19 protein-coding genes and 1 tRNA gene are annotated in these 25,094 nt (G+C 62.2%); 12 read left to right on the forward strand and 8 right to left on the reverse strand.

Going from position 1 to position 25,094, the window contains the following annotated elements; translation table 11 throughout:
• Positions 1–2: 2 nt before the first annotated feature.
• From recQ to Q1X90_RS01400, 3 genes are all read left to right on the forward strand, one after another.
• Positions 3–1,901, forward strand: coding sequence for a DNA helicase RecQ (recQ, locus tag Q1X90_RS01390; RefSeq protein ID WP_300765866.1), 1,899 nt, complete (start codon positions 3–5; stop codon positions 1,899–1,901).
• Between the two features lie 80 nt (positions 1,902–1,981).
• Entirely contained in the window at positions 1,982–2,494 is a 513-nt protein-coding gene (locus tag Q1X90_RS01395; protein WP_300765867.1) for an S-ribosylhomocysteine lyase, read from the forward strand.
• A gap of 77 nt (positions 2,495–2,571) precedes the next feature.
• Entirely contained in the window at positions 2,572–3,216 is a 645-nt protein-coding gene (locus tag Q1X90_RS01400; RefSeq protein ID WP_300765868.1) for an N-acetyltransferase, read from the forward strand.
• Between the two features lie 54 nt (positions 3,217–3,270).
• On the opposite strand, the gene Q1X90_RS01405 is transcribed toward Q1X90_RS01400, so the two are convergent.
• Positions 3,271–4,764 carry an amino acid permease gene (locus tag Q1X90_RS01405; protein ID WP_300765869.1) on the reverse strand — a complete coding sequence of 498 codons (1,494 nt, stop codon included), beginning with the start codon at positions 4,762–4,764 and terminating at the stop codon, positions 3,271–3,273.
• 138 nt (positions 4,765–4,902) lie between these two features.
• Here Q1X90_RS01405 and alr point away from each other — a divergent pair, with 138 nt between their 5' ends.
• From alr to dnaG, 4 genes are all read left to right on the forward strand, one after another.
• The gene (alr, locus tag Q1X90_RS01410; protein ID WP_300765870.1) at positions 4,903–6,261 is read left to right on the forward strand and encodes an alanine racemase; all 1,359 of its coding nucleotides are present in this window, start codon (positions 4,903–4,905) and stop codon (positions 6,259–6,261) included.
• A gap of 97 nt (positions 6,262–6,358) precedes the next feature.
• Complete coding sequence (locus Q1X90_RS01415; protein WP_300765871.1) at positions 6,359–6,817, forward strand: Ohr family peroxiredoxin; 459 nt, start codon at positions 6,359–6,361, stop codon at positions 6,815–6,817.
• Positions 6,818–6,862: 45 nt separating this feature from the next.
• Positions 6,863–8,179, forward strand: coding sequence for a deoxyguanosinetriphosphate triphosphohydrolase (locus Q1X90_RS01420; RefSeq protein ID WP_300765872.1), 1,317 nt, complete (start codon positions 6,863–6,865; stop codon positions 8,177–8,179).
• Positions 8,180–8,218: 39 nt separating this feature from the next.
• A complete protein-coding gene (gene dnaG, locus Q1X90_RS01425) occupies positions 8,219–10,267 on the forward strand; it encodes a DNA primase (protein ID WP_300765873.1) in 2,049 nt (682 codons plus the stop codon).
• Positions 10,268–10,319: 52 nt separating this feature from the next.
• Here the strand turns inward: dnaG and Q1X90_RS01430 are convergent, their stop codons facing one another.
• From Q1X90_RS01430 to Q1X90_RS01440, 3 genes are all read right to left on the reverse strand, one after another.
• Positions 10,320–11,633, reverse strand: a complete 1,314-nt coding sequence (locus tag Q1X90_RS01430; protein WP_300765874.1) for an ATP-binding protein — start codon at positions 11,631–11,633, stop codon at positions 10,320–10,322.
• Between the two features lie 89 nt (positions 11,634–11,722).
• Entirely contained in the window at positions 11,723–11,929 is a 207-nt protein-coding gene (locus Q1X90_RS01435) for a hypothetical protein (RefSeq protein WP_300765875.1), read from the reverse strand.
• Between the two features lie 143 nt (positions 11,930–12,072).
• Positions 12,073–12,146, reverse strand: a tRNA-Arg gene (locus tag Q1X90_RS01440).
• Between the two features lie 196 nt (positions 12,147–12,342).
• On the opposite strand from Q1X90_RS01440, the gene Q1X90_RS01445 reads away from it, so the two are divergent.
• A complete protein-coding gene (locus Q1X90_RS01445) occupies positions 12,343–12,723 on the forward strand; it encodes a YhbY family RNA-binding protein (protein WP_300765876.1) in 381 nt (126 codons plus the stop codon).
• Between the two features lie 13 nt (positions 12,724–12,736).
• On the opposite strand, the gene Q1X90_RS01450 is transcribed toward Q1X90_RS01445, so the two are convergent.
• Positions 12,737–14,686, reverse strand: a complete 1,950-nt coding sequence (locus Q1X90_RS01450) for a 1-deoxy-D-xylulose-5-phosphate synthase (protein WP_300765877.1) — start codon at positions 14,684–14,686, stop codon at positions 12,737–12,739.
• A 273-nt stretch (positions 14,687–14,959) separates the two neighbouring features.
• On the opposite strand from Q1X90_RS01450, the gene purE reads away from it, so the two are divergent.
• The 3 genes from purE to Q1X90_RS01465 are packed head-to-tail and all read left to right on the forward strand — an operon-like array spanning position 14,960 to position 17,091.
• Complete coding sequence (gene purE / locus Q1X90_RS01455) at positions 14,960–15,457, forward strand: 5-(carboxyamino)imidazole ribonucleotide mutase (protein ID WP_300765878.1); 498 nt, start codon at positions 14,960–14,962, stop codon at positions 15,455–15,457.
• Positions 15,441–16,634, forward strand: coding sequence for a 5-(carboxyamino)imidazole ribonucleotide synthase (purK, locus tag Q1X90_RS01460; RefSeq protein WP_300765879.1), 1,194 nt, complete (start codon positions 15,441–15,443; stop codon positions 16,632–16,634). Before purE ends, purK begins: the two co-directional genes overlap by 17 nt.
• Before the next feature lie 40 nt (positions 16,635–16,674).
• Positions 16,675–17,091, forward strand: a complete 417-nt coding sequence (locus tag Q1X90_RS01465; protein WP_300765899.1) for a Fur family transcriptional regulator — start codon at positions 16,675–16,677, stop codon at positions 17,089–17,091.
• On the opposite strand, the gene Q1X90_RS01470 is transcribed toward Q1X90_RS01465, so the two are convergent.
• Entirely contained in the window at positions 17,024–19,588 is a 2,565-nt protein-coding gene (locus tag Q1X90_RS01470) for a bifunctional lysylphosphatidylglycerol flippase/synthetase MprF (protein WP_300765880.1), read from the reverse strand. The two genes, Q1X90_RS01465 and Q1X90_RS01470, sit on opposite strands and share 68 nt — an antisense overlap.
• Before the next feature lie 202 nt (positions 19,589–19,790).
• On the reverse strand, positions 19,791–21,185 hold the full coding sequence (locus tag Q1X90_RS01475; RefSeq protein ID WP_300765900.1) for an alpha/beta hydrolase-fold protein: 1,395 nt from the start codon (positions 21,183–21,185) through the stop codon (positions 19,791–19,793).
• A 203-nt stretch (positions 21,186–21,388) separates the two neighbouring features.
• Here Q1X90_RS01475 and Q1X90_RS01480 point away from each other — a divergent pair, with 203 nt between their 5' ends.
• Positions 21,389–23,749, forward strand: coding sequence for an LTA synthase family protein (locus tag Q1X90_RS01480; RefSeq protein ID WP_300765881.1), 2,361 nt, complete (start codon positions 21,389–21,391; stop codon positions 23,747–23,749).
• Positions 23,750–23,825: 76 nt separating this feature from the next.
• Here Q1X90_RS01480 and purD read toward each other — a convergent pair whose 3' ends face one another.
• Complete coding sequence (purD, locus tag Q1X90_RS01485; RefSeq protein WP_300765882.1) at positions 23,826–25,094, reverse strand: phosphoribosylamine--glycine ligase; 1,269 nt, start codon at positions 25,092–25,094, stop codon at positions 23,826–23,828.

Consider the following 25,094-nt stretch of genomic DNA (forward strand, 5'->3'; position numbering starts at 1 on the left):
GTATGGGTGATTCGAGAGGCAGGGTGCTCGCGGTGCTGCGCCGGTACTGCGGATATGACTCCTTCAGGCCGGGACAGGCGGATCTGGTCGACGCCATCCTTTCGGGACGCGATGTTCTGGGGGTCATGCCCACCGGAGCTGGGAAATCCGTCTGCTACCAGGTTCCTGCCGTGATTCTGCCGGGATTGACGATTGTGGTCTCGCCTCTGGTATCGCTGATGCGCGATCAGGTCGACGCATTGAACGATTCGGGAATCGCGGCGGCCTTCGTCAACGGCACGCAGGACGCCGCGGCGCAGTCGTTGGTTCTCGACCGCGCGTCGGCGGGATCCCTGAGAATGCTTTATGTGGCGCCTGAGAGGTTGGAGACTCCTCGGTTCCGCGAGTTCGCCTCATGCCATGACATCTCGATGGTTGCCGTGGATGAGGCCCACTGCATTTCCCAGTGGGGGCAGGACTTCCGCTCCGCATATCTGGGCATCGCCGATTTTCTGTCGTGTCTGTCACGGCGTCCCGTGGTCGCCGCTTTCACCGCCACGGCCACGGAACGTGTCCGAAGGGACATCATTGGTCTCCTGCGGCTGGACGATCCCATGGTGACGGTCACGGGATTCGACCGTCCCAATCTGTTCTTCGACGTCATCCCCGCGTCGGCCAAGGCCAAAAAAGAGTGGATGGCCCGGTACATCGGAAACCATCCCGGGGAATCGGGAATAGTGTACTGCTCGACGCGGCGGCAGACCGAGGACGTGGCGGCCATGCTCATCCATCGGGGGATCGGGGCGGTCGCCTATCATGCGGGAATGGACGCCGGAGAAAGGGAACGGGCCCAACGCCGTTTCATCACGGACGAGGTCGATGTCGCGGTCGCCACGAACGCCTTCGGAATGGGCATCGACAAATCGAATGTGCGTTACGTGATTCACCATAACCTTCCGGAGAGTCTTGAGGCGTACTACCAAGAGGCCGGACGAGCTGGCAGGGATGGCGAACCGGGCCGGTGCACGCTGCTGTGGAACGAGTCGGACATCGTCACGCGTCGTCGGCTTCTGGAATCGTCCGAGGACAACGACAGGCTCAGCCCCGAGAGCAGGGAACGGGTCGCGGCGTCGCGGCGTCGTCTGCTGGATTCGATGGTGGGATACTGTCGCACCACCCAGTGCCTCCACCGCTATATCAGGCGCTATTTCGACGATGGCGACCCGCACGTCGAGGGAGCTGATCGGAAGTGCGGGATGTGCGTCAACTGCACATCGACTCGGATGACGACGGATGTGACCGGCATCGCCGTCGCCATCAGCCGATGCGTCCACGATCTGGGACAGCGTTACGGCATGGGGCGGATTGCGGACGTGCTCCGCGGCTCAAAGGCGAGGGACGTGATCGACAGGGGATGGGATTCCCTTCCCAGCTATGGTGCGTTGTCGGAGGTGTCGTCCGCAAAGATCAGAGAAGTGGGATACCAGATGGCCTCGGAGGGACTTCTGGCCATCTCCTCGGGGCGTCTTCCCGTCGTGGGGTTTGGACCTCAGGCGGTGAGAACCGTGGATCCCGCTTTCCATCTGGAGATGTCGCGGCTGGAGAGAAGACATGCCGCCGGTTCGGCGGCGGCGTCATCGGGGGGCGGAGCGTCGTCCGGCGACGTCGATGAGGGACTGGTCGAAAGGCTTCGGGCGCTCCGCCGGTCGCTGGCGGCCGAGGCATCGCTGCCGCCCTATATGGTTTTCTCGGACCGCACCCTGCGTGATATGGCCCATATCAGACCGGTGACGGACTCCCAGTTCCTCGCGGTATCCGGGGTGGGGGAGACGAAGCTTGCGCGGTATGGACCGCGCTTCATGCGGCTGATCCGGGACTATGGGACGGGCCATCGCACTGAAGTTGGTGGCGGGGACAGGTGATGTGGCAACAGCTGTGTGGCACCAAGCAATTCGGCGCAGACAATGACGTGGAACAATAGGCACAGGACTAAGGAGAAACCATGAACAACAATCACGATAATGCGCAGAAGAATGAAAGCGCTCCCGTGGTCGAGAGCTTCCAGCTGGACCACACCAAGGTCAAGGCACCATACGTGCGTTTCATCGACACGGAGAAGGGGCCGCATGGTGATGTCGTCTCGAACTATGACCTGCGTCTTGTTCAGCCGAACGAGAACGCGATCCCCACGGCGGCGCTTCATACGATCGAGCACACTCTGGCCGTGCAGATGCGCAGGCGCGTAAACGGATACATCGACTGCTCGCCGTTTGGATGCCGTACCGGATTCCATCTGCTCACCTGGGGGGAGCACAGCACGGTCGAAATCGCCAAGGCGCTCAAAGAGTCACTGGAGTTCATCGCGTATCAGGCCACGTGGGACGATGTTCCCGCGACGACCATCGAAAGCTGCGGTAATTACCGTGACCACAGTCTTTTCGGCGCCAGACAGTGGAGTAGGGACATCCTGGAAGAGGGCATCAGCTCCGATCCGTTCGAGAGAAAGGTTGTGTGAGCGCGTCGTATCCGACGTGGTATTCTTGCGCCCGGCGTGAATCATGAACGAGGGATGATCCGGCGGGAGGCGCGGGTATGACCATGGTGAGTGATGATGGGTTGTCCGTTGTCGACACGACGATTCCCGATGTCACAACGGCCGACGCCCCTCCCTCCGGAGCGTCCTCTTCCGGAGTGTTTCTTCGCAGGGCGATGCGAGCTGACCTTCCGCGCATGATGGACGTTTATGTGCGCGCCCGCAAGGTGATGATGGAGGTTGGCAATCCCACGCAATGGGGAACCCGGTATCCGCTTGCCGAGGTGGTGGCCGAGGATGTCAGACGCGGCCGAGCGCTGCTGCTGGTCGAGGGCGTCGACGGGGAGGGCGGCTCCGGACCGGAGGGGGTTCATGACCGTATTCTCGCCCAGTTCGCGATCTGTGCGGGATCCGATCCGTCGTACACGTCGATTGACGGCGCTTGGATCGACGACGATCCCTACGTCACCATCCATCGCCTCGCATCGTCGGGGATCAGGCATGGCTCGGCCCGGCACTGTCTGATGTGGGCGGTGCGGCGGTATGGGAACGTGCGTGTGGACACCCATCGAAACAATGGCCCGATGCTTCATGTCCTTGCAGAGTCGGGCTTCACCCGATGCGGTGTCATCACGACGGTCGGAGGCAGAAGGGATCCACGCCGTGTGGCGTTTCAGCGGCATGACGCCATCATCGTTGTGTGAGACTTTTCTGGTGAGTCCTTGCCCGCGCGTGATCGTTTCTACGAAGACTCGTTTCTACGCAAGCTCCGGTTTGAGGATGGGGCCGTTCTCGTCGTGGCCGCTCCCGGGGGCCTCCGGCGTTGTGGTCGTGTTCGCGGGATCAAGTTTTGAGCGCTTCCTGCTGTATGCGAAGTACACAAGCATTCCCAGGGCGAACCAGACGACGAACCGTACCCAGGTCTCCCAATTGAGGCCGGCGATGAGAACCAGACAGAAGGCGATGGAGAGGATGGGGGTGAAGGGCACACCCGGCGCGCGGAATCCACGATGGGCGTCCGGCTGCGTCCGCCGCATGCGCATCACACCCGCCGAGACGATGATGAAGGCCGTCAGCGTGCCGATATTGACCAGCTCGAAGAGGACGTTGATGTTGATGAATCCTCCGGCCAGCGCGGTGAGGATGCCAAAGAACCAGGTGCCTTTGAACGGTGTGCGGTACTTCGGGTTCACCTCGCCGAAGAATTTGGGGAACAGCCCGTCGCGGCTCATCGCGTAGCAGATGCGCGACTGTCCGTAAAGCTGGACGAGCATCACCGTCGTCATGCCGAGAAGCGCCCCGAGATTCACGACCACGGCGAGCCAGTTCAATCCGGTGGCGAGGATGACGCCGGCGACCGGAGCGTTGATGAAGTTGGCGAACTGCTTGTAGGGAACCACGCCCGTCATGATGAGTGTCATGATCACGTAGAGGACGGTGGAGATTCCCAAGGAATACAGAATCCCACGCGGAAGCGTGCGGTTGGGGTCGATGGTCTCCTCGGCGGACGACGAGACGGCATCGAAACCGATGAAGCTGAAGAACACGATGGACGCCGCGGGCAGGATTCCCATAGGTTGGGTCGATCCCGGCTGGAAGGAGTACAGGCCGTAAGGTGAGAAGGGCTTCCAATTCGAGGGATTCACGTACCAGATGACGCACACGATGAACAGGGCGATGATCGCGAGTTTGATGATCACCATCACATCGTTGGTGCGCTTCGTCTGGTTGATGCCAATGGACAGGATCCAGGTGATCAGGAGCACGATGACGAATCCCGGAAGGTTGAAGTACGTCGTGACGCCCTCGGTGGTTCCCCAGGCGGCGGTCAGTTCGACGGGAAGGTGCAGGCCGAACCCGTCAAGAAGTTTGGTGAAATACCCCGACCATCCCGCCGATACCGTGGCGGCCTGAAGCGCGTATTCGAGGATGAGGTCCCATCCGATGATGAAGGCGATGATCTCGCCGAACGCGAGGTACGCGTAGGAATATGCGGATCCCGACACCGGGGCCATGGATGCGAACTCCGCATAGCACAGACCCGCGAAGCCACAGCAGATCGCGGCCAGAATGAAGGAGACGCTGATGGCGGGGCCCGCGGTGAGCGCGCCTTTGCCCGTCAGCACGAATATTCCCGTGCCGATGATCGCGCCGATGCCGAGCATCGTCAGATCGAAGGTTGCCAGAGTCCGGCGTAGTGGTGTGGATTCTTGGACCAGTTGGTCCACGGTCTTCTTGCGCAGCAGGTTCATGGTGCCCTTCGATGTTCAATGGTGGAATGGCATGCGGATGCCCAACGTCGAGACGCATCGCGTGCGTGCCACATCATAGTGGGTCATGAACCGCAACGCCGCTATATGGTCGTCATGCAGACGCGCGACAATGGTCGTATGGCATCTCTATCGGGTTTCGAACCGGATTTCTCCTCACCACAGGGGCGTGAGCGCTACGACGAGGCGTTGCGGTCCTATCCAGGGCAGGCGATCGTCGATCTTCGGACGATGCGTGACAATATGCGCCGTCTGGTCGATCTGTGCGGCGGCGATGGTGGGCACGCCGATGTGATGGGCGTGGTCAAAGCGGACGCGTACGGGCATGGATTGATCCCCTCGGCGTTGGCCGCGCTCGCCGGCGGCGCCACCTGGCTGGGAACCGCGCAGTCGCATGAGGCGCTGCTTCTTCGGCGCGCGGGCATAGGCCCGGACCGCTGCCGTGTTCTCACCTGGGTCTACAACGGCCGCCGGGCGCCTTTCGCCGAACTCATCATGAACGACATCGACATCTCGGTCGGGTCGTTGGATAGCGTGGATGCCGTGGGCGCCGCCGCCCGGAGAACGGGCCGCCGGGCGCGTGTCCACGTCAAGGTAGACACGGGCTTCGGACGTAACGGATTCACCCCCCAGGCCTTCGACGAGGCGCTTCGTCGGCTTCGGCTGCTGGTGGATGAGGGACTGGTCGAGGTCGTGGGACAGTGGAGCCATCTTGCTGTGGCGGACAGTCCCGATGTTCCCGAGTTCGTGGCCTCCACTGATCGCCAGATCGCGTCGTTCCACGAGTTCACGCGGCGCATGTCCCAGGCGGGAATGCCTCCCGTTGTGCGTCATCTGGCCAACACAGCGGGAACCCTGTCGCGTCCGGACATTCGATTCGAACTGACCCGGCCGGGAATCGGGTTGTACGGCTACGAGCCCGATCCGGCTATGGGGGTGCCGTCGACGTACGGCCTGCGCCCCGCGATGAGACTCCAGGCCCAGCTGGCGACGGTCAAGAAGGTGGAGGCCGGTCACGGAATCTCCTACGGGCGAACGTATCTGACGCCCGACGCCACCAGCACCGCGATCGTCCCTCTGGGATACGCCGATGGCATCAACCGGGCGGCCTCCGGATTCGACATGCAGGGCGCGCGGCACATCGATAAGCCCGGAGGCCCTGTCCGTGTCCAGACCACAGCGGGACCTCGGATATTCCACGTGTCGGGCCGCGTGTGCATGGACCAGTTCATCATCGACCTGCATGGCGATGCCGATGCCATGGGAGTCCATGAGGGCGACACCGTCCGGCTTTTCGGTCCGGGGCGGGGGGAGGCGTACGACGAGCCCACCGCCGACGATTGGGCCCGCGCGGGCGAAACTATCAGCTATACGGTGTTCACCTGTCTGAGCAACCGCATTCCCAGACTGTATGAGCATGCCTATGAGGTCCTTTCGGATCGGGACATCGCCCTGCTGGATGAGGGGTCCCTGCTGTAGGTGGCGCTTCCTTCCTGAGTATGTTCCCTATGCGTGCGTGGAAACGCTTGACGCGAAAAGACTTGCGCGTGGTGCTCGGTCGTGGTGTCATGGGCGCATGACTACTTATCAGGGCCATGAGCCCAGCACCATCGCGTACACCGCCACCGCGCAGATCACAGGTGGCCGCAACGGCCATGCGGTCAGCCACGATCCCGACCTCTCCCTTGATCTGGACACCCCGGTCGCGATGGGGGGGAAGGGCGAGGGCACGAACCCCGAGCAGCTTTTCGCCATCGGCTGGGGGGCGTGCTTCCAAGGTGCCCTGGGCCTGGCGGCCAAGGAGCTTCGCATGGCGGCCACGAAGCTTGCCACATCCAAGGTGCGCACCCACATCTCCTTGGGCGATGAGGGCGAGTCCTTCGGGATCAGCGCACGCATCGAGGTCTATCTTCCCGATGTCGACAGGGATCTGGCCATCCGTCTTGTCGAGCGCACGCAGCAGCTGTGCCCCTATTCCAAAGCCACGGCGGGCAACGTCCCCACGAGGGTCGATGTTGTGGATTCCCTCGACTGATTTTGGATCGACGCATTGAAGCAGAACCGGCACCAGGATGATGGGATGCGGACGCCTCCTGACCTGACGGGTGGGCCGCGCCGGCGGCAGGGGCTCTCCGTTGGTCCTCTTCCGGTCGGCTACTCCGCTGAGGATGAGGAACGTTGGATTCCCGAACCTCCGAAGTCGGCATCGCGAACGGCGTTCCAGCGTGACAGGGCTCGTCTGATTCATTCCTCGGCGCTGCGGCGGCTTGGAGCCAAAAGCCAGATTCTTGTGGCCGGCACCGATGATTTCGCGCGCACTCGTCTGACCCATACGCTCGAGGTCGCCCAGATCGGCCGGCAGATCGCAGCCATGCTCGGCTGCGATCCCGATGTCGTCGATTGCGCCTGTTTGGCCCACGATCTGGGGCACCCTCCTTTCGGACACAATGGCGAGCGCGTGCTCTCGGACATCGCCAAGGACATCGGAGGCTTCGAGGGCAACGCGCAGACACTCCGCATCCTCACGCGCCTCGAGCCCAAGGTGATGACCGATGATGGCCGGTCGGCCGGCGTGAACCTCACCAGAGCGGCCCTTGATGCGGCCGTCAAATATCCGTGGCCGCTGTCGCAGGCATACAGGCATCCCAAGGGAGAGAGAAGCGCGAAGTTCTGCGTATATCCGGATGATATGGAGGTTTTCCGCTGGCTCAGACGGGGGGCTCCCGAGGATGTGACCCCCATGGAGTGCCAGGTCATGGATCTGTCCGACGACATCGCCTACAGCGTGCATGACGTCGAGGATGCCATCGCCACCAATGCCTTCAATCCTTTGGCGCTGCGCGACCCCACCGTCATCGATTCCATCGTTGATGTCACGCGTCGCTGGTACGGCTCCTCATGGAACTCCGACCTCCTTCTTCAGGCGTTGGGGCGTCTGCGCTCCAAAGGCGCGTTCCCCGAGCATTTCGACGGATCACGGCGGGCCCTGGCCCATTTGAAGAACATCACGAGCGCGCTCATCGGTCGTTTCGCCGTCTCGGTGGAGAGGGCCACCCGTGAGGCGTATGGGAGCGGGCCGCTGACCCGATATGGAGCTCGCGTGGTCATACCTGCGGACACGTCGTACGAGATCGTGGCGTTGAAGGGAATCGCGGTGTATTTCGTCATGGAGCCCAGGGAACGGGAGCCCCTGCATGATGAGGAGCTGAGAATAGTGCGGGACCTCGTCGACGTTCTGATGGCCGACTCGCCGCGGGCGAGCGACGCGCTTGAACCGGTGTTCCTTCAGGACTGGAACGATGCGGCGAATGACGGCGAGCGTCTGCGTGTCGCGGTGGACCAGGTGGCGAGTCTGACGGACGGATCGGCCATGGCGCTGCACGCCATACTGTGTTGATGGCTGGCCATTCCCTCTCCTGCGCTAGTGTGGGTGCCTATGGCCGGGATGATCGATAAGCAGGATGTGGAGAAGGTTCGCGCCGCGGCGGACCTGTACGACATAGTGTCGTCCTCGGTGACGCTCAAGCCCTCGGGAACCGGGACCTTCGTAGGTCTGTGCCCCTTCCACGACGAGAAGACGCCAAGCTTCAACGTCCGTCCCTCGCTTGGCGTCTGGCACTGTTTTGGATGCGGACAGGGTGGCGATGTGTTCGCGTATGTCCAGCAGCGCGAGAATGTGGATTTCCGGGAGGCCGTCGAACTTCTCGCCGATCGCTACCGTATCGAGCTCCACTACGCGCAAGGCGGCTCGGAACGCGTCGAGGGTCAGGGATCCAAGCGCACCAGGCTGCTGGACGCGAACGAGGAGGCGCAGAGATTCTTCGTCGAGCAGCTGTCCGGGGACGATGCCGCCGCCGCGCGGTCGATGCTGTCGGGAAGGAACTTCTCCCGGGAGGATTGCGGACGCTTCGGATGCGGATACGCCCCCCGTGGCTGGGACAATCTTGTCCGGCATCTCGCGCAGAAGGGCTTCACGCACAAGGAGCTGATCGACGCGGGACTGGCACGACAGGGGCAGCGGGGGATCTACGACTACTTCCGTGGTCGTGTGACGTGGCCCATACGGGACTCTACCGGACGGACTTTGGGTTTCGGCGCGAGACGCCTGTACGACGACGACGTGATCGAAGCGAAGTACATCAACACCCCCGATACCATCCTGTACCGCAAAACTCAGGTGCTCTACGGTCTTGACCTGGCTAAGAGGTCGATAGTTCGCAAGCGGCAGGCGGTCATCGTCGAAGGATACACGGATGTCATGGCCTGCCATCTCGCCGGAGTCGACACCGCCGTGGCGACGTGCGGAACCGCGTTCGGTGCCGAGCATGCGAAGATCGTCCGGCGCCTGATCTCGGACGACTCGCTCGGGGCAGTCCAGTTGGTGGGGCCGCACAAGGTCGACGGTCAGCAGCTCAGCTCACGTATCGTCTTCACTTTCGACGGTGACGCCGCAGGACAGAAGGCGGCCGTCCATGCGTTCGGGCTGGATTCCGCGTTTCTTTCGCAGACTTTCGTCGCAGTCGCCCAGGACAATCTCGATCCGTGCGATCTGCGCATTCGGCAGGGGGACGAGGCCGTGCGGTCACTGGTGGAGACGGCCAAGCCCCTGTACGATTTCGTCATCGATACGGCCATAGAGCGTTTCGATATGGGCTACACCGCGGGGCAGATGGGGGCCGTGAAAGCCGTGGCCCCATTGATCGCGCAGATCCGGGACAAATCCCTTCTCGACATATACACGCGCAAGGTCACGCGCCGCATCGGTGTGGATCTTGATCTGATGCGCGACGAAGTCGGTTCCGCCCGCAGAAGGATGCGCATAATCGCCGATGACGCGTACGCGTCGCCGCGCAGGGGAGAACCCGCGGGACGAGGCGCTGGCGTGCGCGAAGAGGTGGACGAGAGGGTCGAACGTGGAAGGATCCAGCGTCGGGACGCGGCGGAGCAGTCCTACCATCGCATCGATGATGCCGTTTTCATTTGTGAGCAGCAGTTCATGGCCGTGGTGATTCAGCAACCCGATGCGATCGACCCGGAGGCGTTCTCACAGCTCACCTTGATGAATTTCATCACGCCGGTGTTCCGCTCCTTGTTCCAAGCCATCGCCGCTGCCGGTGGGCTTCCGGCTGGAGGGGTCCCACAGGGACTGTGGATGCATGAGATCTCCAAGGCCGCTGGTCCCCTTCTGCAGCCGGTGGTCGATGAGCTGGCCGTCATGCCTCTGCCGCTTCCTCGCACCGCTGAAGGCGACGGTGGCGCCACGTCCGCGGATTCGGGACCCAGCGCGGCGGAAAGGCGCTACGCATCAGAGTTGATGGTGCGTCTTATGGATCTTGGCTATATGAGGAGAATAGGGGCGGCGAAGCGCCGCATGGCGCAGCTTGGGTCCGACAGTCCGCAGGGGATAGGGCTTCTGGGCGACATCGCGGGACTGGAGAAGGCGAGACGCGAGTTGCGCGACCAGATTTTCGGCAACGCGCTATGAGCCTATGTCCGAACGAGACGTCGATGCGAGGATGCTCTAGGCGAGGGACTTCTTAGACAAGGGAGTATCGCGCGGCGCGGGATCGTCCATGCATGGTGATTCGACCATCCTTGGCCAGTCTTCGGAGCACGTGGGCGGTCTGGTTCTTCGTAAGACCAAGCCGCGTCTGTATCTCGGCCCTACTAAGCGTTGTGTTGCTCGCGGCCAGAAGCCGGAGCGTCACATCCTCGAGCGGGGCCAGTGTGGCGGCCATCGGAGTGAGAACGCGTCGCGCATCCCCTGATGGCGCGCCCGGAGGACGAAGAAGGACCACCCTCGGTCCTGCGGTGTCTAATCCTGTGGCATCTGATTGAAGAGGGTCTCCGAAGGTCGTCCTTTCCAGACTTGCGGATGTCTGGAGCGGCATCCGACCGCGACGTTCGCCATGGCCGATCGGCGTGGTGGATTCGTTTGCCGTGTCGTCGGTTGGCGCGGTGGTGGGAATCTGGCTGGGAAAGGCGTAGCGCCGTGCCGTGTGTCCGGAACCGGGCTTCCGGAAGCGCCCGCCACCCGTGCCGTCATGGCCAGGGGAAGCGTTGTGGAGGGGTTCATCCGTCCATGGGATGCGCCGGGGCAGAACAATGGCCACGGACGCGGACGCGGCGCGTAGGTGGGGGCTTCGGGCGCAGTCGGCATAGGATTCCATGATGCGTTGAATGCCCAGACCGGCGTTCTCGCTCAGTCCAAGCGCGCCGAAGGCCCGTGCGAGCTCGGGATTGCGGGGCTGGCATATTCCGTTGAGAACATCGTCGGCGTGGAGCCCCGCGCTGAGCCCGCCCAGGGATATCACCTCAAGACGGTCGTCGAAGCGGTGAATAACCGTTGGCCCGCTGAAATCATAGTCACGGTGCATGTACGCGTTGGCAAGGCTCTCACGCACCGCATCCATCGGCCATATGCTATGCGTGGTGGGTTTGGCGGATTCGGTGGGTTTGACGGATTCTTCGGATTCCGCGGTGGATGTCTCGTCTTTCTCGGCGGCGCCGGGTTGAGCATCGACAGCGTTGTCGGTCCCGAGCAGAATGCGCAGCGATTCATCAAGCTGCTGAAGAATCGATCCGCGTCGGGTGATGACCCGTCGCGGCGAGGATGCGTCGGAGCCGTCCACGAGGACGATTCTGGTGGTGAACGGACAGTCGTCGGACAGTATCAGACCCGTGCGGCTGGGTTCTCCCGAATCGTTCTCGAGATGAAGAAGAGCGCGGGTGGCGTCGTCCCACGCCAGTCCGTGCGATTGGGCCACGTCGCGAAGATAGGTGAATGGCAGAGACGGGTCCGCGTCATGCTTTGGAGTGTTTTCTCCGGTCCCGTCATTCCCTCTCACCATGCCTGCATGGTAACGGCAGCTTGAGACACGGGAGCATCGCATAACATCGCATAACATCGCACTCGAATTCGCTTGGTGCCGGTGACCTGCTATCCGACGATTCTCGCCCCGCTGGGGACATGGTCGAACGTTTTCCCACAAGACACGCATGTGAACATGGTCTTGGTCTTGCCCAGGCCCGCCGCGCCGCCGACCGCGCCGATAGGGCCGAGAAGCAGGCCTCCGATGATGCCCTTGGTGACGGACAGCTTCTTCTTCTGGCCGGCCACGACCACTTCGCGATGATTGCAGAACATGGAACCCCTCCCAGATCGGCGTGTGCACGGGAAATTATAGGCCTCGCGCATCGATTTCCGGGCGGGGCGGGGCATAACAGCCGGTGGTGAGAACCGTGGGATCCGCGAACCCCTCAAACTCCAATGTCTCCTCAGGTTCGGAGTGACCCCGGCCGGATTCGAACCGGCGACCTACAGATTAGAAGTCAGTTGCTCTATCCAGCTGAGCTACGGGGCCAAGACAACGAGACGACATTCTACCAGTGTGGAGGACTTATGTCGCGGTGTGCCGCACTGCTGGTCGGCTATCGTGGGATTGGATCGGACGATCACTTCCGGCGTTGGCCGGCGCATGGTCGTCGGGCGGGATTCCCGCGGCGCACGTTGGCGAGGGAACTTAATCGAACGTAGAAACTCACAGGACGAGAGACACGATGGATAAGAAAACAATGAGGGAACTACGGTCGCAGGCGCAGAGCATGTCTGTGGTCGTATGGATCGGGCGCAACGGTGTCACGGATGCCGTGGTCTCGCAGGTGTCCGAAACCTTGGACTCCCGTGAGCTCATCAAATGCGCAGTGCAGGACGGATGTCCGGTGGATGCGCGGGAGGCGGGGGAGGAGGTCGCCGGTCGCGTGGGTGGCGAACTGGTTCAGGTGATTGGCCGGCGCTTTGTGCTTTTCCGGCCGATTCTCGACGACAAGAAGCAGGCGGCATCCAAGAAGCAGGCGGCCTCTCGGACAAGGTCTTCATCGCGTGCGCAGGCGTCATCAAGGCCGGGAAAGGGAGCTCGGAGGTATTCCGGGAGGTTATGACGTCTCGATGGCGCTACTTCTCGCAGGTAGTGCCACTTCTCGTCGGTGAGGGCCGATTCGCTTCCAGTTCCCGCATAACCCGTGCCGCCAGCGCATCCGCGGTCAAGCCATAGCGCCGCTCAAGTTCGGCGAGTGGCACGCGATTGGCGATTTCCTTGTCGGCGCCCAGGCACACGACGTGTGGCCGGGCGTGGCCATCGTCCGGTGATGAGTCGATTCCCGCCGCCACATGCTCGCCCCACCCGCCGTCGAGCTGGCCGTCCTCCACGGTAAGGATGAGATGGTGGTCGGTGGCGATTCGGCTCAGCGTCGCGCAGTCCACGGTCGAGGCCTGCCTGGGGTCGATGATGGTGGGGTTGACTCTTCCCTCGGACGATTTCTCCACAAGCGTCGCTGCCCGCTCCACCACCGGAAGCATGTCGCCCAGTCCGATCAACGCGACACCATGGCCGCGTTTGGTTATGCGGTATGTCGTGTAAGGGTTCCTTTCCGTGGGTTCGTGGGCGGAACCGGATTCATGCGCGGGAAGAGGGGGTGCCGTCATGGTGGGGGCATCTGCTCCGAACGCGTCTGCGGAGAGCCCGCGCTCCTTGGCGAGCACCCGCTCTCCGGGCACGCGGATGGCGACGGTGCCGTGGGCGCGGGCGCGGGTGGACCAATCGAGCATGTCGAGGAAATCCGCCGAGCTCGACGGCACCAGATATGTCATACCGGGAATGGTGGAGAACATCGCCACGTCCAGACTTCCCGAATGCGTGTGGTCGGTTCCCGATATCCCCGTCGAGAAGACGAGCAGCGTCGAAGGCAGTCCATTAAGCGCCAGCTCCTCGACCAACTGGTCATAGGCGCGCTGGAAGAACGTTGCGCTGGTCACCAGAACAGGGGTTCCGCCGCCGCGTGCTATCCCCGCGGCGAACGCCGCCGCGTGATCCTCGCTGATGGCGGTGTCGACGTAATGGGAGCCGGCACGGGCGCGGAATTCGGGAGTGATCCCATTCGACCGCGCCGTGGCCGGGGATATGACTATCAATCCCGGTTCGGACGCGAACCGCCTCTCGAGTTGCGACATGGCCAACGAGCCGAACGCCTTGCGCGACCCCATCGGACGGCCCTCCGCGCTGAAGGGGTTCTGCCAATGGTTGAACTCGTGCCTGCCTTCGAGAACGCCATGGCGGGCGTCCTCCTCGTCAAGGCCGAGGCCCTTGGTGGTGTGGATGTGCACGACGATGGGATGGTCGATGTCCTTCACGTCGGTGAGGGCGGTTACAAGATCCGACACGTCATTACCGTGTTCCACATAACGGTAGTCCATGCCCAGCGCCGTGAAGATGTTCGGCTGGCCGTGTCCGCCGCTTTCTCGCAGCCGAGCGAGGCCCGTGTAGAGACCTCCGTGGTTTCGGTCGATGGACATCTCGTTGTCATTGACGATGACGATGAGGTTGCCGCCCTGTTCCGCGGCGTCGCTCAGACCCTCCAGCGCCACGCCGGAGCTCAACGCGCCGTCGCCGATGATGGCGATGACGTTGCCCGAGCCGGCTCCGTCCGTGAGATGCCGCATGTCCCGGGCCTTGGCCATGCCGCAGGCTAGGGAGATCGAGGTTCCCGTATGCCCTAGGGCGAAAAGGTCGTGCTCGCTTTCCTCCGGATTGGTGAACCCCGTCACCGAGTCGTACCTGTCGGACTGGATGAAGGCGGGTGCCCGTCCGGTGAGCATCTTGTGCACGTAGCTCTGGTGCGAGACATCGAAGATGATGGCGTCCCTGGGGGAGTCGAAGACGCGATGGAGAGCCACCGTGAGCTCCACCACGGCGAGATTCGATCCGATGTGCCCACCATGGCGCTTGCCGTACTCCACCAGCGTCGACCTCAATTGAGCGCAGAGGGGGACAAGCTCGTTCGGGTCGAGCTCGCGCACGTCGTCGGGGGAGAGGATCCGACCCAGTGGTCCGCTCGTGGTTCTCATGCGCTGTGCCCCTTTCGACATTCCCTCGGGGGATATTACGCGGATTCACGACCAATGGGGAGGGTGCGGAGCCGACTTCCCCAACATCTTCGTATTACGAAGGGCTTTGTGGAAATACGGCGGGCGGCGGGTTGGCGTGGTCTTGGAACGAGGGGCTCTTCCATGCGGCTGCCCTCCGACGGCGTGTTGGAACGCCTTGCGGGGAGGCATGGCGGCCTCGGTGTTTTCGCACGCCGTGCGTAGAGTGGAGACGGTTCCACAAGGGAGGTACATATGGTGGTTGACGCGCCCAAGGTCGCGGTGGTCATGGGGTCGGCAAGCGACTGGGAGACGATGAGGAACGCTTGCGACATTCTTGACCGTTTCGGAGTCTCCTATGTCAAAAAGGTGGTGTCCGCCCACCGCACCCCCGATCTTATGGCCGATTTCGCGCATGAGGCGCGCGGCCGTGGTTTGCGGGTGATCATAGCCGGAGCCGGGGGAGCCGCCCACCTTCCTGGCATGATCGCGGCGCAGACGACGCTTCCCGTCATTGGGGTTCCCGTCCGTTCGCATGCGCTGTCCGGTTGGGACTCGCTGCTGTCCATCGTCCAGATGCCGGCGGGCGTTCCGGTTGCGACGACCGCGGTGGGCAATTCCGGCGCCACCAATGCAGGTCTTCTGGCCGTGAGCATCCTGTCCATCGATGACGGCGATTTAGCGACGGCGTTGGATGAGTATCGGGAGAAGCTGAGGGAGGAGGTCGAGCTTTCCAATGCCAAGCTTGTCTGAGGAGACCCATGGAAAGGTCGACCATCTTCTTCCCGGGGCGACGATGGGCATCGTCGGCGGAGGCCAGCTTGGCAGGATGATGGCGCTTTCGGCGCGGTACCACGGTTTGCGCATCGGGGTGCTTGATCCCACCCCGGATTGCCCCGCGGCCCAGGTGGCCGACTTCCAGATCACGGCCGAGTACGACGACCGCGCCGCCATACGGGAGCTCGCCCGACGGTGTGACGTGCTGACGTACGAGTTCGAGAACGTCGATGCGGATGCGTTGGACGCGGTTCGTGACATTGTTGCCATTCCACAGGGAACCGATCTTCTGCGCGTGACCCAGGACCGGGTGCGGGAGAAGACCTTCATCAACGATCATGGCATCGAGACGGCTCCGTGGCGGCAGGTGGACGGACTGGACGATTTGCGCTCCGCCATCGAGCGAATCGGATATCCCAGCGTCCTCAAAACTCGGTGCGGCGGATACGATGGGCATGGTCAGAAGGTTCTGCGGGGGCCGGAGGATTTTACCGAGGTCGAACGCGCTGTTGGCGCCGGCGATCCGCTTCCTCCCAGCATTCTTGAGGGCTTCGTCGATTTCTCGTTCGAGGCGTCCATACTCGTGAGTGGCAATGGCGTGGATTTCGTCACCTTCCCGATTGTGCGCAATGAGCACCGACACAACATCCTTCATATGACGCTGGCCCCGGCCGATGTCGACGAGGCCGTGGCCGGTAGGGCCGAAAAGCTGGCGGTGAGTCTGGCGAAGGGATTCGAGCTCGCGGGAACGCTCGCCATCGAGCTGTTCGTCATGCCCGATGACGGTCTCATCGTCAATGAGCTGGCTCCGCGGCCGCATAATTCCGGGCATTACACAATAGAGGCGTGCTCCATCGATCAGTTCGATGCGCATGTCCGGGGCATAGCGGGTGTTCCATTGCCGCAGCCACGACTGCTCAGCCCCGCGGTAATGGTCAACGTGCTAGGTCAGCATGTGGCACCCACACGTGCCCTTATCCCCGACCATCCCGAATGGAACGTCCACGACTATGGCAAGGCCGACATCATCAGAAACAGGAAGATGGGACACATCACCGTTCTGACGGACGACCCGGCCGCCGAGGCACGGAGGTTGGATGACACGGGATGCTGGGACGACGTTGAGGAGGCGGGGCATGAGCGGGATCTCTGATTCCCGGGATTCCCGGTCGGCCAAGGAAGAGGATGATTCCATGGATCGTCCCCTGGGTGGCGCGGCCCGTCGCACATGGCAGCGCCGGGCGGTTCTCGAGCAACTGCGGGGATGCGACGATTTCGTCTCGGCCCAAGGGCTCCATCGACTTCTTGAGGCATCGGGAACATCCATAGGACTATCCACGGTCTATCGGCAGCTGAACTCGCTGGCCGAGGCGGGTCTTGCGGACACGATCAGACTCAACGAGCGTCAGATGTTCCGCGTCTGCGAGGACGGGTCGAAGCACCACCATCATCTGGTCTGCGAGCGGTGCGGGAAGACCTTCGAGATCGAGCCGCCCGATCAGGACTGGTTCGCCTCGGTCGCGCGACGCCACGACTTCATCGTCACCTCCCACACGATGGAGGTTTTCGGGCTGTGCAGCGAGTGCCAGGCCGAGCGGACGACGGTCTGACTAGAGTGCGCGCCACATGCAGGGCCTCCGCCGCGTCCAGCGACGGAACATAGGCCTCCATGACGGCGAAGGCCAGCGCCGGCATTCTGGTGACATCCGGGATGCACACGTACACCGGATCCGGAACCGGATGGAATTTGCCTTTGAAGGCGTAGAGCGACCGGAATCCATAGGCTGGTTCGAGCATGTCCGACACGAGGGACAGCGCGTGGGAAACGATGTCGGCGTTCGGATGCGTGGATTCGTCCGTCTTGTCCGACGCAGTCTTGTCCGATTCCCCGTCGTCCAGTCCAGCAAGGGGGGCTGTCGACAGGCTCATGAAGGAGACGGCATTCTCAGGTGAGTCGATTCCCTGATCCCTCAGACGTTCAGCCATCCTCGCGATGAGGAATTCCATGATTCCGTTGGGGCTGTCGGGACGATGACGCATGAAGTCGAGCGTCCATCCCACCACCACGCCGTCGCGGTAGGTCGGCAGCCAGCTTGTGACCCCCTGCACGATTCCCGACGAATCGATCGCGAGAAGAAGAGCGACCCGGGGATCCTCCAACTCGTCGACGCCCCCCAGTGTGAAGCGCATCTCCGGCAGCGATTTGGTCTCTGCCCACTGCTCGGAGATCTCGACTATCTGCCGCCGGACATCCTCGGAGGCCTCGGGGAATGTGGTGAGCACATCGGCGATGCCCAACTTCGCGGCCTTGTTGATGGCCGTGCGGATGTCCTGCCATTTCTTGCCGCGTGTCTGCCATTCGGAGGGACGGACGACCATCTCCGTCCCTATATGGATCGAAGTGCAGCCTTCCTCCTCCATAATCGTCCGTTCGTCGTCATGGACCGCATAGAAAGCGGGAACCCATGAGCGCTCGGCGCAGAACCCCATGAATCCGCGGATGCATTCCCTTCGCTCCGATAGATCCCCGATGGGTCCGGTGACGGTCAGGGCGATGGAATGAAGCACCCTGTAGGCGATGGCCGAGCGTCCGGTGGGGGAGATCCAGTATCCGTTGCCCTCCCAGGTGGTCATGAACGACATCGAGTTGCCTCCCTGCATCACCAGGGAGTTCGCTGTAACTCTGGCGTCCTCGTCAAGTCTCGCCTCGTCCTTGAGAAGCCATAGAAGCACCACGAACAGGGTCACCCATGGCACCAGCGCGGTGATTTGCGTGGCGGCGTTCGACAAAGGGGTCGATGCGACCAGAGGGGATGCGAACAATCCGCCGAGGTTGAGAGGAAGGAGCGCGTGGATCAGCGTCAGGGCCGCCAGAGCGGGGGTCGCCGTCGGAGCGAAGGACTTGGGGAAAAGGGATGTGACGGCGAGGAATCCTATTGCTGCCGCGACGATGCCAGCTCCCACGGCGGCGGCTCCCGTAATCGCCTTCCGGGGGTTGGTGCGTATGGGGAAGCGGCGGAAGTTCAATGCGATGGCCACGGCGATGGACAGGGTGGGTATGGCCGTCGTCAGCAGGGAGGCCGTCATGGATCCCACGGATGCGGGAAGATGGCCGTCCAGTCCGATCGGCGTCAGATAGTAGAGGGCTGCGAAAACCGCCAGGCCCACGTTGATGATGACGCTCAGCGCCGCCGCAAGTCGACGGCCTCGGTGCAGCCCCCAGGCGAGGACGGTCATGACGGCGACGGGGATGAGAAGACGCAGCCACATTCCGGCGGTGATGGCATGCCTCATGCCGATCAGACTGACGCAGCTTTGCATGACATAGCTGGAAAGGCATCTGTCCAGCATCGCTGATCCCTCGTTTGTGGAGAGAAGCAGTCCCAATCGCGTCAGGGGTCCAGCATGGGACGTCGACGTGATGGCCACCAAAGGTCCCAATGCCAGGGATAGTTGCAGATACGAGAGAAGACGTCGGATCTCGTGGTCGGTTCCGCGACGCCATGACGCGCGTGGGGAAGCACGGTGGGGCATGGCCAACCCGCAGAGCTGTCCGACGATCGCAGCCGACAACAGGCAATAGTCGGCGGGATTCCCGGCGAAAAGAAGCGTGGAGAGGATGGCCGTGTATCCGATTGTGAGAATCCGACGTCTGTGCAGCAGCGGCGCCATGTAGGCCGAGGCCATCAATGGGCCGACCGCGAAAATCAGAGGTGAGAGATGCACCGGCATGTTTCGGATCCATTCCCCGGTGGACACATGGTCGGATATGAGCAGGGAGACTCCCAGTCCTGCGGCCGTGCCGCCGACGGACGATATGAGTGCGACGAGCACCGTGCGGATTGACCCCAGGCGGGTCTCCGCCAGCGCGAGGACGGCGATCAGGACGATCGAGACGATCAGAAGACCAACGAATCCATGGACGATGACCATTGAGAGTGCCATTCGGGGCAGCCGCGACGAATGGGTGACGACCTCCTGGGACCACAAGGCCTTGCGCCGCAGCAGGTGGATGATCATAAGGATCAGATTCGTCACCACAAGCAGCACCGTGGCGATGAGGGAGACTGGATGCGAGCGGATCCACCGTGCCCCGTCCTCGGCCAATGGATGCCATCCATGGTCGGCGTCGCCATCGCCGTTCCCGGATCTTGATGGTGAATGGTCTTGTGTCGCGGCTTGTGCTGGTGCTTGCGGCGGTCTCTCCGGCAACGGCGATTCCTCCGGTGTGGTCCCGTGCATGTGTGATGGTCCTTCTGACGTTGGTGTGTGGTTCTGGATTGTGCGTCTGCCGCTCATGGAGGGCCTGTCATTGGCCGGATCCTGTGATGATGGAGATCTGATCGTCGCGGGACGCCGACCATGTCGATGCGCCTAGACCTGTGCGATGTCCGAAATCGTCGACCACGGGGACAAGACCATTGATAACCGTGTGCCAGTCGTGTCCGGATCTGCGGCTGATCATGACTGTCACGCGCATTCCTGCGGCTTTGGCCGCTTTGGCGATTCTCGCCTGGTTGCTTCTCGCATCCGCGTCCCACTCTCCGGACACCATCATCAGCGTCTGCGACGAGGGAGAGTGCCGAGCGATGATCGCTGTGGGCACATGCGCGTCGAACGCCTTCTCATCGCCGTTGAAGAAGCGGTCGATGGTCCGTTTCCGCGATCCGTCGCTGGGGGCGATCTCCGTGGAGGCCGCGAAGATGGACCCGAAGATCTTCGGATGGGCAGGACCTATCTGGACGCTGCATGTCCCGCCCTGAGAGAATCCGCCGATAAGCCACTGGCTGGAGGATGTCGACACCGGAAGTGTGTCGCGTATCCAGCGCGGCACATCCGTTGTCAGATAGGTCTCGGCCTCCCCATACACCGAGGTGTCGGCGCAGAGGGAGTTGTGGGTGAAGGCGCCGTTCTGATCGGGGGAGACGACGATGGGCGCGAGTCCATCATGGTGCGCCGCATACTCGTCCATGATGGCGGCGATCTTTCCGGCCGCCATCAAACGGGTGGGACTTCCCGGTTGTCCGGCAAGAAGAACCATGACAGGAAGCCGGGGAGGAGTGGCCGACAGTGCGGCCGGGGGGAGATAGACGGTTGCCATGCGCGTCTGGAAACCGGACTTGGTGGCGGGTATGTGCACAGTCCTGACTATGCCGTGGGACGCCAGGGCACCATGAAGCTCGTCATGCGCCGCCAGAAGACGCCATTGGCGCACGCTCATCACAGGGCGTGATATCGACGAGGAGTCCAGCATCGGATAGGGGTTGAATCCCAGGGCGGATCCCACGGTCGTGTACTCGCCGTAGACCATATTGATGCTGGTGGCGCAGGTCAACACGACAAGAGGCACCAGCATGATGGCGACCACGCGTCGCGCCGATCTCGACCTGCGGATGGTGATAAGCGCGAAGGCCACCAAGGACACCGTCGCGGCGACCACGGTCATGACCATCCACCCCACGCTGACACCGAAAGCCATCACAACGTCCGACAGGAACCATACGACCGCGTATCCGATGGCTCCTGCGGCGATGGTGGCGGCGGCGATGGTGGCGGCGGACGAGGCGGATCCCTTCCCCGGGGTCGTTCCTGATCGCCGAGGCTCGGGGAGAGCGGCCACAAGCGCCAGACAGACGACCACGGTCGCCGCGAGTAGGGAGGGAAACCATCCCGACAAAAGGGGTATACGCATGAGCACGTCCATCACGGCACCTCTTTCCCTTTTCCCGTTGCGATGTTACGTGGCGCCGAAATGGCTGGACATCGTTCGCGCGGATGAAGTGGGGGGTGCGGGTCATCCCATGGATGGGGTTCCAGCGGGTGGCGTATCATCGACAGGTATGTCGAAACGCCCCTTGCGGATGACGGATGCGCGCCATGCCGTGATTGGCGGGATAGGAATGGTTCATGGATGTTGTGACGAAGGATTCCCAGGGGGATTCCAATAAGGAGAAGATCGACGCCACGGTTGTCGTCGATTCTGCTGCCGTTGCCGCCGATGTCGCTGCCGACCCTGCCAGTATCGACGGCCACGCTGCTGACGCTGTCGATTCAGCGATTGCCGATCCCACCGGGTCCGGGAAATCTGAGACGTCACGGGAGTCTGAGGAGCCTGAGGAGTCTGGGGACTCCGAGGAATCTGGAGGCGCGGCGCAATCCGTGGATGTCGGTGGGGAAGGCGCCGCCAACGGCGATGGCAGTCAGCCAGCGCCCGTGGACGGCTCCCACTCATCGGACACGGTTGACGGTGGCGGCGCGAGTGATTCCGGCGACGAAAATGCGGCGTCAGAAGGTTTTCCGGTATGGGCCTATGTCCTGACCTTCCTTCTCGTGGACGTACTGTGCATTGCCATCATGCAGTGGGGCGTGACGCAGGACAGTTCGACCGCGGATCTCTCCAGTCCGATCGTCGGTTTCTGGGGCATGGTCGCCAAGATGTGGACGAGCCTCAACTTCGTCTTCGTGCTCAACATGATCATGGTGGGCGTCGCCTATCTGGCCATATTGATGATCACCAACAGGATATGGGTGGCCTCCCCGATCGTCATCGTCGTGGCCACCATCATCGGCGTGGTGGAACGTTTCAAAGTGCAGATCCGCTATGAGGTGATTAACCCCGCGGACTTCAGTTTCCTGGGATCCGACGCCGGCAACCTCGTCAGCTTCATGCCGTCCGGTGCCCCTTTGGTGATAGCGGGCGCGGTGGCGGGCTTCGCCGTCCTCACTGTCATATTCGTCGTCATCGCACGGAAGGACGCGCGCGGAGGACGGATGATTCGATGTGAGAACGCCGGATTGGAGGCCGTCATCCGGCTTCTTCTCATCATCCTGCCAATCATGGTCGTCAGCCTGCACACGGCGACTGTCGGCATGGTCGACTCGGTGGCGAACAAGGTGTCGACGGCGATGGGGGACACGCCATCCATGTGGGATTCGGTCTATGACGCCCAGCGCAATGGCGTCGTCGTCTCGTTCCTTCGGCAGCTCAATCCGAAGATTATGGATGAGCCCTCCGGATACAGCGAAAGCACCATGAAGAAGATCGCCGCCAAGTACGCGAAGAAGGCCACGTCCATCAATAAGACGCGCACCAGCGAGCTGTCCAACAGCACGGTAGTCTTAATCCTCTCCGAATCGCTCTCCAATCCCGAACGTGTTCCGGGGCTAAGCCTGAACAAGAAGGTGATTCCCGAGATCGACGAGATCAAAAGCTCGACCACCAGTGGTCTTATGCTTTCGTCGGGGTACGGCGGAGGAACGGCGAATCTGGAGTATATGGGTCTGACGGGCCTGAGCATGGCCAATTTCGCGTCGTCTCTCACCAGCCCATACCAGCAGTTGGTTCCGACCGAGTCGTGGACACCGACGTTCAATCGCATATGGGGGTCGTCGTCGAACTCGATCGCCTTCCATCCCTATGAGCCTTCGATGTACTCGCGTGAGAGCAATTATGTGAAGTTCGGCTTCTCGAAGTTCTACACTTTGGGAAGTCCCCGGATCAAATACACCGCGAAACTGGGCGACTCCCCCTACGTTTCCGATGAATCGGCCTACAAAAGCGCGTTGGAGGAGATATCGTCGACATCCAACAACCAGTTCGTCCAGATCATCACTATGCAGAACCACATGCCATACCACGATTGGTATGCGAACAACGAGTTCACCGTCACCAGCACCGATTCCAGCAAGGAGCTCGGGGACGACGAGACGACGTCCATCGAGACCTACGCCAAAGGGGCGAGCATCACCTCGAAGGCCACGAAGAAGTTCCTCGATCAGTTGGATTCCCTCGACAAGCCCGTCACTGTCGTATTCTATGGGGATCATCTTCCGGGGATCTACTCCACGGCAAGCGAGGACAGCTCGAACTCCCTCGCCCTGCATCTGACGGACTACTTCATCTGGTCGAACAAGGCGTCGACGAGCAGTGGCGTCAAGGACGATGACGCGGCTTACACCTCACCCAACTTCTTCATGGCCCAGACGGCCGAGCATATGAACGCCAGAGTGTCCCCGTACCTCGCGTTCCTCACCACGCTCCACAGCAAAATCGCGGCCATGGAGCCTCCGCTCGTCAACACGATCCAGGGATGGTCGAGAATTCCCGAGGGCCAGTCGCTCTATCTCAACCAGAAGAGCGAGCCGCTGTCGAGCGTGGACTTCGACGAGGGAACGAAGACGCTTCTCAAGGACTACAAGCTGATCCAGTACGACATCACGGCAGGAAAGGGCTATCTGCGGTCGTTGGGCTTCATGACGGTGCCGTAATCGAGGCGGATCAGCGGACGCCTCCCGATGAGGCGTCTGTGCCGGCTATACGTGTCAACGCTGATACGTATAAAACTCAGTGAAGGGCCTTCGAGCCGATGTCGTGCCGGTAGAAGAGTCCCGGCATCTCCATGCGGTCCAATATGCCATACGCGCGATTCTGCGCATGCGCTATATCCGCGTCGTTTACGGTGAGAACGGCGACTCTGCCTGACGACGAGACAAGCCCGCCCTCCGTGCCGGTCGCCACGCCCGCGTAATACACATGGTCGTCCTCAGTGGCCGGAATCGGCGGAACCGTGGCCCCGGTCACGGTGTTCTGCGGATACCCGTCCGACGCGACCACCACCGCCAGTGTGGATCCTGTGGTCCTCCAGGTGAATTCCGGTTCCTCTCCGTGCAGGATGGCCGCTATGGCCTGTCCCAGATCACTGGTCAGGCGCGGAAGGACGACCTCGGTCTCGGGGTCTCCGAAGCGCGCGTTGAATTCGATCACACGGGGACCGTCCGCGGTGGCGATCAGTCCCGCATACAGGATTCCGGTGAATGGAGTGCCCTCGTCGGCCATGGCCCGCACTGTGGGACGGACGATGGAGTCGATCGCGGCGAGCACCACGTCATCGCCGATCTGTGGAACCGGACTGTAGGCCCCCATGCCTCCGGTGTTCGGACCCCGATCGCCGTCATACGCTCGCTTGTGGTCCTGCGAAATGGGCATGGGCCAGAAGTCCGTTCCGTTGACGAAGCTCATGAGGGAGAACTCCTGGCCTTCGAGATAATCCTCGATGACAACCTTGGCGCCGGCGTTCCCAAAACGATGGTCGATGAAAATGTCGTCCAGAGCCGCGATGGCGGTGTCCAGATCCATCGCGACGGTCACGCCCTTTCCCGCGGCGAGTCCGTCCGCCTTCACCACGATGGGTGCTCCATGGTCGTGGACATAGCGGGAGGCCTGATCGAGGTCGTCGAAGGTGCGGTATCCGGCGGTGGGGATGTTGTGGCGGATCATGAGCTGCTTGGCGAAATCCTTGGACCCCTCGATCTGGGCGGCGGCCTTCGTCGGACCGAACGCCGGGATACCGGCATCGGCGAAGTCGTCGACCAGTCCCTCGATGAGGGGGACCTCGGGGCCGACGATGACCCAGTCGTAGGAGTTGTCCTTGACGAAGTCGATAAGCGCGGCGTGGTTGGACGGGTTCAGCTGCGTGGTGAGTATGCCGTCACCGCGCATGCCAGGGTTGCCGGGGGCCGCCGTGACCTCATCCACGCTTTCGCCCCTGAGAAGGGTCTGCGCGATGGTGTGCTCGCGCGCGCCTGATCCTATGACCAGAACCTTCATGCCCAT

The organism is uncultured Bifidobacterium sp., from assembly GCF_949292005.1.
Classification (GTDB): Bacteria; Actinomycetota; Actinomycetes; order Actinomycetales; family Bifidobacteriaceae; genus Bifidobacterium.

Excerpts from the sequence above, each read along its gene's own strand:
- dnaG (WP_300765873.1), top strand. The coding sequence starts at position 8,219 with ATGGCCGGGATGATCGATAAGCAGGATGTGGAGAAGGTTCGCGCCGCG.
- purE (WP_300765878.1), top strand. The coding sequence starts at position 14,960 with ATGGTGGTTGACGCGCCCAAGGTCGCGGTGGTCATGGGGTCGGCAAGC.
- Q1X90_RS01420 (WP_300765872.1), top strand. The coding sequence starts at position 6,863 with ATGCGGACGCCTCCTGACCTGACGGGTGGGCCGCGCCGGCGGCAGGGG.
- purK (WP_300765879.1), top strand. The coding sequence starts at position 15,441 with ATGCCAAGCTTGTCTGAGGAGACCCATGGAAAGGTCGACCATCTTCTT.
- Q1X90_RS01445 (WP_300765876.1), top strand. The coding sequence starts at position 12,343 with ATGGATAAGAAAACAATGAGGGAACTACGGTCGCAGGCGCAGAGCATG.
- Q1X90_RS01415 (WP_300765871.1), top strand. The coding sequence starts at position 6,359 with ATGACTACTTATCAGGGCCATGAGCCCAGCACCATCGCGTACACCGCC.
- Q1X90_RS01430 (WP_300765874.1), bottom strand. The coding sequence starts at position 11,633 with ATGGTGAGAGGGAATGACGGGACCGGAGAAAACACTCCAAAGCATGAC.
- Q1X90_RS01465 (WP_300765899.1), top strand. The coding sequence starts at position 16,675 with ATGGATCGTCCCCTGGGTGGCGCGGCCCGTCGCACATGGCAGCGCCGG.
- recQ (WP_300765866.1), top strand. The coding sequence starts at position 3 with ATGGGTGATTCGAGAGGCAGGGTGCTCGCGGTGCTGCGCCGGTACTGC.
- Q1X90_RS01480 (WP_300765881.1), top strand. The coding sequence starts at position 21,389 with ATGGATGTTGTGACGAAGGATTCCCAGGGGGATTCCAATAAGGAGAAG.
- Q1X90_RS01435 (WP_300765875.1), bottom strand. The coding sequence starts at position 11,929 with ATGTTCTGCAATCATCGCGAAGTGGTCGTGGCCGGCCAGAAGAAGAAG.
- Q1X90_RS01450 (WP_300765877.1), bottom strand. The coding sequence starts at position 14,686 with ATGAGAACCACGAGCGGACCACTGGGTCGGATCCTCTCCCCCGACGAC.
- Q1X90_RS01475 (WP_300765900.1), bottom strand. The coding sequence starts at position 21,185 with ATGGACGTGCTCATGCGTATACCCCTTTTGTCGGGATGGTTTCCCTCC.
- Q1X90_RS01400 (WP_300765868.1), top strand. The coding sequence starts at position 2,572 with ATGACCATGGTGAGTGATGATGGGTTGTCCGTTGTCGACACGACGATT.
- Q1X90_RS01395 (WP_300765867.1), top strand. The coding sequence starts at position 1,982 with ATGAACAACAATCACGATAATGCGCAGAAGAATGAAAGCGCTCCCGTG.
- alr (WP_300765870.1), top strand. The coding sequence starts at position 4,903 with ATGGCATCTCTATCGGGTTTCGAACCGGATTTCTCCTCACCACAGGGG.
- Q1X90_RS01405 (WP_300765869.1), bottom strand. The coding sequence starts at position 4,764 with ATGAACCTGCTGCGCAAGAAGACCGTGGACCAACTGGTCCAAGAATCC.
- purD (WP_300765882.1), bottom strand. The coding sequence starts at position 25,094 with ATGGGCATGAAGGTTCTGGTCATAGGATCAGGCGCGCGCGAGCACACC.